13 protein-coding genes, 2 tRNA genes and 1 rRNA gene are annotated in these 11375 nt (G+C 37.0%); 10 read left to right on the top strand and 6 right to left on the bottom strand.

All coding sequences use genetic code 11. The annotated features are described in order from the left end of the window. Positions 1–10: 10 nt before the first annotated feature. The 3 genes from rrf (at position 11) to HC728_RS17180 (ending at position 383) form a co-directional block, all read left to right on the top strand. Positions 11–126 (top strand): 5S ribosomal RNA (gene rrf / locus HC728_RS17190). A gap of 67 nt (positions 127–193) precedes the next feature. Beyond that, a tRNA-Asp gene (locus HC728_RS17185) sits at positions 194–270 on the top strand. A gap of 36 nt (positions 271–306) precedes the next feature. Continuing rightward, positions 307–383, top strand: a tRNA-Trp gene (locus HC728_RS17180). Positions 384–1071: 688 nt separating this feature from the next. Here the strand turns inward: HC728_RS17180 and HC728_RS20165 are convergent. Beyond that, positions 1072–1545 (bottom strand): type IV pilin protein, encoded by a 474-nt coding sequence (locus HC728_RS20165; RefSeq protein WP_012534278.1) that lies wholly within the window; start codon positions 1543–1545, stop codon positions 1072–1074. A 103-nt stretch (positions 1546–1648) separates the two neighbouring features. Between HC728_RS20165 and HC728_RS17170 the strand changes: the two genes are divergently transcribed. The 4 genes from HC728_RS17170 to HC728_RS17155 are packed head-to-tail and all read left to right on the top strand — an operon-like array spanning position 1649 to position 4409. Beyond that, on the top strand, positions 1649–2149 hold the full coding sequence (locus tag HC728_RS17170) for a prepilin-type N-terminal cleavage/methylation domain-containing protein (protein ID WP_012533097.1): 501 nt from the start codon (positions 1649–1651) through the stop codon (positions 2147–2149). Then, positions 2130–2729 (top strand): PilW family protein, encoded by a 600-nt coding sequence (locus tag HC728_RS17165; RefSeq protein WP_063658463.1) that lies wholly within the window; start codon positions 2130–2132, stop codon positions 2727–2729. Before HC728_RS17170 ends, HC728_RS17165 begins: the two co-directional genes overlap by 20 nt. Beyond that, positions 2726–3991 carry a hypothetical protein gene (locus tag HC728_RS17160; protein ID WP_190395803.1) on the top strand — a complete coding sequence of 422 codons (1266 nt, stop codon included), beginning with the start codon at positions 2726–2728 and terminating at the stop codon, positions 3989–3991. The genes HC728_RS17165 and HC728_RS17160 overlap by 4 nt, the downstream gene beginning before the upstream one ends. After that, positions 3981–4409: a prepilin-type N-terminal cleavage/methylation domain-containing protein gene (locus tag HC728_RS17155; protein WP_065622256.1), complete on the top strand. Its 429-nt coding sequence runs from the start codon at positions 3981–3983 to the stop codon at positions 4407–4409. The genes HC728_RS17160 and HC728_RS17155 overlap by 11 nt, the downstream gene beginning before the upstream one ends. Before the next feature lie 36 nt (positions 4410–4445). Here HC728_RS17155 and chrA read toward each other — a convergent pair whose 3' ends face one another. Further along, the gene (gene chrA / locus HC728_RS17150) at positions 4446–5597 is read right to left on the bottom strand and encodes a chromate efflux transporter (RefSeq protein ID WP_063644000.1); all 1152 of its coding nucleotides are present in this window, start codon (positions 5595–5597) and stop codon (positions 4446–4448) included. Between the two features lie 49 nt (positions 5598–5646). On the opposite strand from chrA, the gene HC728_RS17145 reads away from it, so the two are divergent. Continuing rightward, on the top strand, positions 5647–6639 hold the full coding sequence (locus HC728_RS17145) for a LysR family transcriptional regulator (RefSeq protein WP_041941307.1): 993 nt from the start codon (positions 5647–5649) through the stop codon (positions 6637–6639). An 18-nt stretch (positions 6640–6657) separates the two neighbouring features. Here the strand turns inward: HC728_RS17145 and HC728_RS17140 are convergent, their stop codons facing one another. From HC728_RS17140 to HC728_RS17130, 3 genes are all read right to left on the bottom strand, one after another. After that, positions 6658–6846, bottom strand: a complete 189-nt coding sequence (locus HC728_RS17140; protein WP_005417846.1) for a YqaE/Pmp3 family membrane protein — start codon at positions 6844–6846, stop codon at positions 6658–6660. A gap of 116 nt (positions 6847–6962) precedes the next feature. Then, entirely contained in the window at positions 6963–7994 is a 1032-nt protein-coding gene (gene dapD / locus HC728_RS17135) for a 2,3,4,5-tetrahydropyridine-2,6-dicarboxylate N-succinyltransferase (protein WP_011261330.1), read from the bottom strand. Between the two features lie 217 nt (positions 7995–8211). Further along, entirely contained in the window at positions 8212–8502 is a 291-nt protein-coding gene (locus HC728_RS17130; RefSeq protein ID WP_005417850.1) for a YebG family protein, read from the bottom strand. Positions 8503–8693: 191 nt separating this feature from the next. Here HC728_RS17130 and HC728_RS17125 point away from each other — a divergent pair, with 191 nt between their 5' ends. Beyond that, a complete protein-coding gene (locus HC728_RS17125) occupies positions 8694–9329 on the top strand; it encodes an alternative oxidase (protein ID WP_012533333.1) in 636 nt (211 codons plus the stop codon). A gap of 31 nt (positions 9330–9360) precedes the next feature. On the opposite strand, the gene HC728_RS17120 is transcribed toward HC728_RS17125, so the two are convergent. After that, positions 9361–10236, bottom strand: coding sequence for a LysR substrate-binding domain-containing protein (locus HC728_RS17120; RefSeq protein WP_063669603.1), 876 nt, complete (start codon positions 10234–10236; stop codon positions 9361–9363). Between the two features lie 135 nt (positions 10237–10371). Here HC728_RS17120 and HC728_RS17115 point away from each other — a divergent pair, with 135 nt between their 5' ends. Beyond that, a complete protein-coding gene (locus HC728_RS17115; protein ID WP_190395802.1) occupies positions 10372–11361 on the top strand; it encodes a TDT family transporter in 990 nt (329 codons plus the stop codon). Positions 11362–11375 lie beyond the last annotated feature (14 nt).

Raw genomic sequence — 11375 nt, 5'->3', positions numbered from 1 at the left:
AAAGAATTTGCTTGGCGACCATAGCATTATGGACCCACCTGATCCCATGCCGAACTCAGAAGTGAAACGTAATAGCGCCGATGGTAGTGTGGGGTTTCCCCATGTGAGAGTAGGACATCGCCAGGCTACTATTTATTTTTACTTTTTAATAAAAGTAAAATCAAAAATAGCAATTATGCTGAATAGACACTGCGGAGTGGTAGTTCAGTTGGTTAGAATACCGGCCTGTCACGCCGGGGGTCGCGGGTTCGAGTCCCGTCCACTCCGCCACTTATTTAGACAGAGTTAAGTCTTTAAAATAACTACAGGGGTGTAGCTCCAATTGGCAGAGCAGCGGATTCCAAATCCGCGTGTTGGGAGTTCGAATCTCTCCACCCCTGCCATATTAAAGAAGGCTCATATCGAAAGATATGAGCCTTTTTGCTATTTGCAGTTTAGGAAAGAGCAGCGGATTCTCCCACCATAAGAACACGCGTGTAGGGAGTTCGAATCTCTCCACCCCTGCCATACTTAAGAAGGCTCATATCGAAAGATATGAGCCTTTTTGTTATTTGCGGTTTAGGAAAGAGCAGCGGATTCTCCCACCATAAGAACACGCGTGTAGGGAGTTCGAATCTCTCCACCCCTGCCATACTTAAGAAGGCTCATATCGAGAGATATTAGCCTTTTTGCTATTTGCAGTTTAGGAAAGAGCAGCGGATTCCCCAGCCATAAGAACACGCGTGTAGGGAGTTCGAATCTCTCCACCCCTGCCATACTTAAGAAGGTTCATATCGAAAGGTATGAGCCTTTTTGCTACTTGCAGTTTAGGAAATAACAGCGGATTCCCCCACCATAAGAACACGCGTGTAGGGAGTTCGAACCTCTCAACCTCTGTCATACTTAAGAAGGCTCATATCGAAAGATATGAGCCTTTTTGCTATTTGCAGTTTAGGAAAGAGCAGCGGATTCCCCGCCATAAGAACACGCGTGTAGGGAGTTCGAACCTCTCCATCCCTGCCATATTAAAGAAGGCTCATATCGGAAGATATGAGCTTTTTTGCTATTTGCGATTTAGAAAAGAGTTATGGATTACCAACAGGTTGGAAGTGCCCCTGTGCCGACACCTCCTGCATTTAAAGTTAAAGTACCGCAACTATCGCTATCTTGGCCTAAATCGCTTTGTGGGATTGCTGAAAGCTTATAAATATTCATTCCTGAGTTAGTCAAACTGTAAGATATTGAATATCGTTTATCATTAATTTTACACACACTATCATCTAAACAAGCTCCAGTATTTTTATCAATTGTAAGTTCTAAGAGTGCTTGATATTTTTCTTTTGCCGTGCTTTCCGTTCTTTCTGGATACTCACTCTCTATATGAAGTTGTATTTTTGTTAGTACTTCTAAGGCTTCAGCTCTGTGACTTTTTAAAACATATGATGTATAGCTTGGATAACTTATTGCACTTAGAATTGCAATGATTGCAAGAACGATTAGCAATTCGACTAATGTCACGCCTTTTTGAAATACACATGTGTTCTTACTATTAATTATTCGAATCATTTCGATAACTCATTGAAATTGAATATACCTACTTTTAATCGGTGTTACTCTCTCAAGCAAGATGAAATATCCATAATGAAAATGTTGCAAAGGAAATTGCGAAATGCCTCGCGGGTTTACTCTGTTCGAACTAGTTATCAGTATTGCTGTACTGTCTATTTTATTAATGGCGGCAGGGCCTAGTTTTACTCGTTTATTGGAAGATCAAAGTGTAAAACGATTTGCGGGAGAGATTGAAGGTTTTTTTATTCAAGCTAAATCTGAATCTGTTTTACAAAATAAAAAGTTAAATTTATTTTATATAGATGACTCAGTAAGTTGGATTATCTCTTTAAATCCTGAAGGTTCTTCTGTTGCAACTATTGCTGAAGCAAAAAATACATCATTAGCATTTATAGAATCACTTAATCACCCCAATATAACAATGTCATCTAGTATATCAGTTCTAACTTTTGATCCTGTTAGAGCAACGCCTAATCTATCGAGAAGTTTTTATTTTTATAAAGATAACAATAAAAAGTTAAAATTATCTGTTCATAATATTACAGGTCGAATTAAGTTATGTGGACTTGAGGGGGCTTTTTATGGTTATAAAAAATGTTAATCGTAAACAATATGGAGCGTCATTGATAGAACTTCTAATTGCCTCTTCTATTGGTTTGGTAGCTTTAATGTTGGTTGGGAATATTTACATTAAAGGACAGAAGATCTATGCAGAAAGAAGTCAAAATCTATTATTAGTTCAAGAGTTAAATGATGCTTTACGGTTTATAAAAGAAGAAAGTCAACGAGCAGGGTATCAAGGTGGTAGTTCTGACCTCGCAATATTATCGGGCGCAAATGATATTATTCATGTTTCAGGAGCTCAATTAAGTTTTATTTATCAGTTGGAGCCTGCAGCATCATCTGCGTGGCGTTTTGCTTCTTTTAAGTATGATTCAAATACAATAAAAATCTGCTCTAGAAAAAATATGAATCATATTCCTGATATTAACTATTTACCACAATGCTTATCATTAATTGATAATAACATCATAAATGTGTCGAGTTTCTCTCTTAATTATACACACCTAGGTAATTCTGTGAGCTCGGGCTATTTAACTATTTCAACAACAGCCGAACTAAAAAATACAAATCATCAGTACTCTTCTGAAATCAAAATACAACAAAGGAACTGGAAATGAATAAAAAGCAAAGGGGGGCAATAACCTTACTCGTTTCTAGCTGTATTTTAATGGCTTCTTTAATTTTATCTTTAGGAAGCTATAAACATATTTTTTATCAAGTAAAACGAGCTCAAAATGAGGTCGAGGCAAGAAAAGGGTACTGGGCTGCTGAAGGTGGTGTTGAGTGCGTATTTTCAAAAGTATTTATATCAGGAACAGTTCCTAGTGGAGTGATCAGTGAGTGTGCTCCTTTAAATTTAGATTCTTTATCAATAGCATCGACTGCTCATTATCTTATTAATGCTCAAAAATCCTCTCAGATTGTAAAAAAAGAATTCATGCTAGGTGGAGATGGTGGTGATGGTGCAATTAAATCTGCTTCTAATTTATATTTTTATACAAGTGTGACTTTTACATCTCCTGATCCTGTAAAGCTAGGAGCAGATGGATGGGAATGTGTAGCGGTAAGATATAAGGATAAGATTGGTGCTTTTGGTGCAATTAAAAATGCAGGAGTAAATCATAGCGTTAAACCTAGTAGTGATTTTGATAACCAAGGTAAAGATTGTAGTCCTGACCATAAAACAGATTCAGCTGCTGGTAGTTCTAATTTCAAGTCGGATTTTCTAAGAGATGGTAAGATTTCACCGTTTAAGGATTTATTTGGTATAGAACCAAGTGACCATAACGTGATTCGAGATAATGGAAAGTTTGATATTTTATATGGTTCAGGAAGTGGAAATGATAAACGTTTATCTGAATGTGGAACTAAATTAAAAGATAGGATTAATGCAGGTAAAGCATATATTTGGGTTGAGGGTAGTTGTGAGATTACTTCGGCTCAATATGAAGGTTTCTCAGAAGCTATGAATAAGAGTAAAAATGGTGCCTTTATTGTTATTCATGATGGCTCTTTGTCAATAATGGGGGCACCTTCAGGTACCACAGCCAAAGATATGAAAGGAGTTATTTTTCATTTTAATCATGATTATGCAGTTCCTACAGATGGAAGTAATTGGAATGGAACAGATGCATATAGTAAATTATACCCTCACGGAGGAAAGCCTAACTCATTATTCCCACCAGAATTTTTATCTACGGCCTCTTTTTATCAACATGGTGCATTTACACTGTTAGGTGGACAATTTTTTGATACAAAAAATCAATCGGCTATTTTTTATACGAGTTCAAATTTTAAATATAACAGTGATATTGTGAATGAATTAGTTTCTGGTCTTGCACAACCTCGATGGGTAAAAGGATCTTGGCATGATTTCTAAACAAAAAGGGTTTAGTTTACTTGAGGTTTTGATTTCATTTGTTTTATTAATTGTTGGTGTTTTAGGCTTAATAAAACTACAAGTCTTTGTAGATAAAAAATCAGAATATGCAGCGAATAGTATACAAGCGTTATATGCGGCAGAGTCTAAACTTGAATACTTTAGAACTCGCTCTATGGACGGTAGTGCTGATGGAACCATTGCATTTGATACCATCGTAACTCAGGCGACACCAGAGTTAATTAATGGATATAAAGTAAGTTGGGAAGTAAAAGATAGCATGCCCACAGTGATTTCTGGTGCAAATGTAGCGACGTTAAAAGAAGTGAGTATTAAAGCCGAGTGGCTTGACCGTTGGAATGAGACCAAAAATGTTACACTGCAAACCATGATATCCAGATATAGTGAATTTAATTAGGTTCAAACATTATGCTTGAACCTAATTTTTCATCAATCACCCAACAAAAGGCAACACACCACCTGCAATAATAAAGAAGCTAACTAATCCAACGATTGGAAGTTTAGCCACTTTTAATAGCGCAAAGCCGATAAGCACTAACGCCATATCTAAGCCAGAATTAACAGCGCTTGTGAATACTGGATCATACAACGCAGAAATTAGTAATCCCACAACTGCTGCATTAATACCAATAATCGCTCCAGAAAGTGCTGGCTTTTTAGCAAGTACTTGCCAGTGGTTAAATACACCAAGAACCAATAAGAAACCCGGTAAGAAAATAGCAACTGTGGCAATGATAGCGCCAAGTACTGGTTGCTCACTCCATAGCTCGTAACCTAAGAAAGTTGCAAAAGTAAACATTGGTCCAGGTACAGCCTGTGCAGCTGCGTAGCCAGTTAAGAAGCTATCTGTGCTAACTTGGTCGCCAACAATATTTTGTAGTAACGGTAGAACAACGTGACCGCCACCAAACACCAAACTACCAGCTTGGAAAAAGTCTGAAAATAAACCAAGTAGCGGTGAGTAACTTACAACTGTAGGTAATACAAAAAAGCATAAAGCAAAGATAATTAAAGGAAGCCAATTGATGCCTTTTGAGTCTTGTTCAATTTGCTCTTTATCATCTGATTTTAAGTAAAAACGTCCAATCAGTGCCGCAATAAATAATGCGAGCAATTGAGTTGTGATAGACGGTAAAATCAGTAACAACGTTGCTGTCATTATACAAAGGAAGACGGTGAGCTTATCTTTACAGAAACTTTTATACATTCCCATAATAGCATCAGCAACGACGACGACAGCGAGTAATTTTAAGCCGTGAATAACACCTTCAAAAACGTCATTACCAAAAAATGAGTGACTGATATTCGCAAGTAATACCATGATAAGAATAGACGGTAATGTAAAGCTAATTGAAGCTAATAAAGCCCCCAGAAGGCCTTTGCGGTGGTAACCTAATGCAAAACCTACTTGGCTTGAGCCTGGTCCTGGTAAAAATTGGCTTAATGCGATTAATTGAGCATATTCTTCTTCACTAATCCATCCACGCTTTTGAACAAATTCATTTCTAAAGTAACCAATGTGGGCAGCTGGCCCACCAAAGCTTACCCAGCCTAACAAAAAAAATCGTTTAAATATTTCAAACATAATCTACTCAGCTTTTGATGTGTGATCCAATTTTGGATATTCAATTTTGATGAGTTCAAGATTACGAGTTACTATAAAATTATTCAAATCGATTGTATTGTTATTAACTATGAATGAAATTAATTGGAAGGCGGTAGACTTAAATTTATTAGTCGCTTTTAGCACTTTAATGGAAACCAAAAGCGTTTCACTCGCTGCAAATAAATTGTTTGTGGGTCAATCAGCGATGAGTCATAGCCTTTCTCGTCTGCGTGAGTTACTACATGATCCTTTGTTTGAAAGACAAGGGCATCAAATGATCCCTACAGCAAAAGCAATTCAATTATATCCTTTAGTTAATAAAGTATTACAAACGATCTCTGGTGATATTTTAAAGGTGGATACGTTTGAAGCGAGTGAGTTTACCGGTACTTTTAAAATAGGGATGACGGATTACGCAGAACTTCTTTTTGCTGCAGATATTTTTGATGCCATTCATCGATTAGCGCCCAATGCGCAACTTTGTTTTACTACGGTAGATAAAGCTAACTATCAAGATCGTTTTGATTCCGAACCATTAGATCTTGTTATTGGAAGCATGAAACCAGAATTAAAAGAATTTCAATATCAAACGTTATACACAGAAAAGCACGTATGTATGTGGGATGGACAGCGACATTCGTTTAGTTCGCCAATCACTCTTGATGATTATATTTCTTTGCCCCACGCATTAGTCAGCCCTGATGGTGCATTAAAAACAGGGGTAGATAAAGAGTTAAAAGCATTAGGAGTGAGTCGTTCTGTTAGTGTGGCCTCTAAGCATTTTTTAACCATAAGACATTTAATGAAAAAAAGAGATTTAATTTGTGTGGTTCCTGAGTTGATGGCTCAGTTAGATCTTTTTTCTGAAAAATTGGTGCATTCAGAGCCACCAATTAATGTTGGGGAATTTGATATTCAATTGATTTGGCAGACGAGAAATAAAGAAAATAAACGCTATCAATGGCTTAAAGAGTTACTTATTCAAACCATTGAGAAAAGCGTTGCCGTTTATAGGGCGTAGTATGAGTTTTTCTAATTTCTATCGCCCAAAAGCGTCTTTAATTTTTTCATCTGTTTTATATTGGCTTAGAGCATAAACAGACCAAATAGCAGCAGGGATCCAACCAATTAATGTGATTTGTAAGATAAGACAAATAATTCCGCTAAATGGACGTCCTATCGTAAAAAACTGTAACCAAGGCAGTAATAAAGCAAGTAGTAGTCTCATTTCGTTTCCTATATCAATAAAAAATGGCCAGTAACAATTACGCTACTGGCCATAAGATTACCTTGGTCTTTATGAATAGAGTGTGAATACCTTATTCATATAATCCAGTTAAAAAATTAGTTATTGCTGTGCAATTCGCTATTTAGTTCAACTGCAGATTTGTTCGTTAAACACTCGATTTGACCAGTGATAGAGTTACGACGGAATAGAAGATCGGTTTTACCAGCAAGATCACGAGCTTTTGCAATTTCAACTTCTTTGCCTTGATTATCTAGCATGCTTACTTTTGTACCAGCAGTAACATATAGGCCTGATTCAATCGTACAACGATCGCCCATTGGGAAACCAAGACCTGCATTAGCACCAAGTAGACAGTTCTCACCAATAGAGATAACCATTTTACCGCCGCCAGAAAGTGTACCCATGATAGAAGCACCACCGCCGATATCTGAACCATTGCCAACAACAACACCAGCAGAAATACGGCCTTCAACCATGCTAACACCCGTAGTACCAGCGTTAAAGTTGATGAAACCTTCGTGCATAACTGTTGTGCCTTCACCTACATGAGCACCTAGACGAACACGTGAAGTATCAGCAATACGAACACCAGTAGGAACCACGTAATCCACCATTTTAGGGAATTTATCAACGCAATCTACCGTTAGTGTTTCGCCAGCTAAACGAGCTTCGATTTGACGATCAGCAAGTTCAGGTAAATCGATTGGACCTTGGTTAGTCCAAGCAATGTTATGTAGAAGACCAAAGATACCATCTAGAACAGTACCGTGTGGTTTAACTAAACGGTTAGAGATAAGTTGAAGCTTTAAGAAACCTTCAGCAACAGATTGAGGTTGCTCATCAGTAGCTAAAACAACAAGAACTAATGGCTGTTTAGATTGAACTGCTTTTTCTGCAAATGCCGCGTTAGCAACATCACCGCTTGCTGCAAATGCGTTAGCAAGTTCAGTACAAACTTCAGAAGAAATTTCGATCGCTTGGTTGCCTTCAGCGTAACCACTTGCTTGTGCAATAGCTGAAACTAGTGCATCAGAAGGGTTAAGTACTGGGTGAGGGAAGAAAGCTTCAATAATTTTATTGTCGCGGTTTTTTGTCGCTGTACCAAAGGCAAGAGCAAAATGAGCCATGTAATGATTCTCCATTTCCATATAAATATTAGTATTTAAAAATAAATCTTACTTCACATCATAAAGAGAGTTGCTGTGATATAGAAGAGCGAAACCATAAAACTTTGGTTAAAAATAGAAAAAGTTAAAAAAGCAGAAAGTGAAGAGCGAGTAGATGTATAGAGTTTAAATAAAAATAGCAGCGATTAGGCTGCTATTTTGAAAGTATTTTTAGCAATTAAGCTGCGTCAGATTCTTCATCTTGAACGGCTTTTATCTTTGCTTTTTTTGGTGCAGGTTTACGTTTAGCACCTAGAGCAATTAATAGATCTTCTTTATGCTTAGCTAGGTATAAAGACATCTCTTCTTGCTTAGCTTCATCTTCAATTAGTTCACTTTCACCTAGAAAAGTAAAAAGCTCATCTGCGATATCAAGCATTTTGTCATAAGCATCGGCTTCCGATTTAGAGGTAAAAGTCATCTTCTCTTCTCCGTTGCGCTCAACTACATATTTGACGATAACAGCCATGGTCGTCTCTCCTATTTAATTAACTGGTGTTTTATACAGTAAGCGAGCTTATGTGTCCACTTGGAGAAACGAAAGTTAGATAAAGTTAACGTCTAACAGATAAGACAAATTTTTATTTGAAGAAAAAAGAGTTGAGCAAGAATAATTAAAGGTGTATTTTAAATGCAACTTTAATTAAAAAGGTGAACAGCATGTCAGATTTTGAATTGAAACATAAAGCAACGAATAAAATTTCAGAGAAGATCGCATATAAAATTACTCAATGTTTGAAGTTCCTTTTGAATATTTTTTATGGTTCAAAGTATGCTAAACGAGCTGTAATTTTAGAAACGATTGCAGCAGTGCCTGGAATGGTGGCTGGCATGTTCAATCATTTGAAAGCATTACGTAGAATGAAAGACGATCAGGGATGGATTCAAGAATTACTAAGCGAAGCTGAAAATGAAAGAATGCATTTAATGATATTTCTAGACATAGCCAAGCCTCGTTGGATTGAACGTCTTTTAGTTTTGCTAGGTCAAGCTGTCTTTATTGTTGTGTATAGCTTTATTTATTTACTCTCTTCGAAAATAGCTCATCGTGTGGTTGGGTATTTTGAAGAGGAAGCGTGTAAGAGTTATACGGAATATTTAGCTAAGATTGATGAGGGTGCTGTTGAAAATGAAGCCGCACCGCAAATAGCGATAGATTATTATCAATTGCCAAGTGATGCGATGTTACGTGATGTTATTCTTAAAATTCGAAACGATGAAGCAAAACATCGAGATCGTAACCATTCATTTGCAGATGCGTATGAAACTCACGATCTTCCTGCTCACCAGCGTTAGATATTTATTGAAATGAGGCTAAACAGCCTCATTATTGTTGAATAAAGTTCATAAAATATTGCAGTAATGGCGTTTGGTATTTTTCTTTATGTACTAATAACCAATATTGTCTTGCCAATGTTTTGTTGTAAGCCAATTTAACTAAGCGACCGTCATTTATTGCGTTTTGTGCTGCGAGTTGAGATAAACATGCTAATCCCATATTTTCAGCACAACAATTAATGATAGCCTCAGTGGTATGAAGTTGTAATGATTCATGCCAGTCATTTAAGTTGGCGGCGATATGATTAATAAAATATTCGCGACTGCCTGAACCTTCTTCACGTAGTAACCAAGTTGAATGCTCCAAATCATCTAATGTCACTTGAGCTTTAGTCGCTAAAGGATGGGAAGGCGAGCAGACTAAATACATGTCGTCTCGTCGCCATTCAATCATATTTAATTTTGGATGATGTGCTTTACCTTCAACTAATCCGATATCAAGCTGAAATTCTAATAATCTATTGATGATTTGTGCTGTGTTTGAAATAAATAACTGCTGAATATCACATGGGTATTGTTGTTGGAATTTACTCAATAATACTGGCGCAATATGATTACCAATCGTATCACTAGCTCCAATGTTTAATGAGCCTGTCAGCTGACTATCCGCTGCAAACTGGTGCTCAATCACTTCAGCTCGTTCTAATAACTCATCTGCTAGAGGAAGTAATTGACGACCTTCACTATTTAATACTAAGCGGTTATTTACACGATCAAAGACTTTATAACCGAGATTTTTTTCTAATTCAGAGAGAGACAAACTTACGGCTGGTTTAGTTATATACAGTCGCTCTGCAGCTTTTGTCATGGTTTTTTCTTGTGCTATTACGGTAAAAACATTAAGTTGCTTGAGTGAAATTCTCATGACAGGAAGTCCTAAATTAATTAAAAGCCAAGTCGTTAATTTTATTTTAACGCTACTTTTAATTTATACAAATTTTATTAATGGATTACTCCGATTAAAATAGCTCTATCGTTAAATAGAACAGAGATTATTGTCATGCTTAATTATACAAAACAAAAAATAGCAGGAGCTCCGACTCCAATGGCGGGATTAGCTCTTGGCATCGCAAGTTTAGGTTGGTGCTGGGAAAACGCATTACCATTAAATGGTTATGCACAGTGGATCTCAGCGGCAATTGCGTCTGTTTTATTATTGGTATTAGCCGTTAAATTTTTATTACACCCTGCTGTTTTATGGAATGAATTAGCGCACCCTGTTGTTGGTAGTGTCGCTCCAACATTTGCAATGGGTACTATGGTGGTATCAGCTTCTATTGGGCATTTTTACCGTGCAGCGGGAGATGCTTTATGGCTTGCTGCGGTAGCGGTTCATATTATTTTCTTAATCTCTTTTATTTATCATCGAGCAAAAGATTTTGAATTGCATCATATGGTGCCAAGTTGGTTTGTTCCACCGGTAGGCTTAATTGTTGCTGATGTTTCTTTCTCTGGTAACGCATCATTAGTATCAGTGGCTCATTGGGTATTAATGTTTGGTTTAGTTAGCTACGCAATTATGTTACCAATCATGATCTACCGTTTGATTTTTAGTCATGAAGTACCAGATGCAGCAAAACCAACCATCGCAATCATGGCAGCGCCAGCAAGCTTATCATTAGCAGGTTATTTAACGGTGACAGCTTCACCATCACCTGTGATTATTGCACTTCTATTTGGTATTGCTGTGTTAATGACAAGCGTAATTTACATGGCTTTCTTTAAATTAATGAGACTACCATTTAGTCCTGGTTATGCAGCGTTTACCTTCCCTATGGTCATTGGTGCAACCGCATTATTTAAAACAGCGAACTGGATGTTATCCCAAGGTGTAGCGGCAAATTATGTTTACCAAGTAAGAACGCTCGCTGTTGTTGAATTAGTGATAGCAACTTGTGTGGTAAGTTATGTTGCGATTCATTATTTAGCTCATTACCGTCCAATTACTCGAATGACAAATCGTTTGGCAAATATGAGTCATGCACATTAATTTATAAGCTTTTT

The sequence above is a fragment of the Aliivibrio sp. S10_S31 genome, assembly GCF_014694495.1.
In the GTDB taxonomy this organism is placed as follows: domain Bacteria; phylum Pseudomonadota; class Gammaproteobacteria; order Enterobacterales; family Vibrionaceae; genus Aliivibrio; species Aliivibrio fischeri.
The sequence above is the reverse complement of the archived record's forward strand: the minus strand, read 5'-3'. Positions and strand labels throughout refer to the sequence as shown.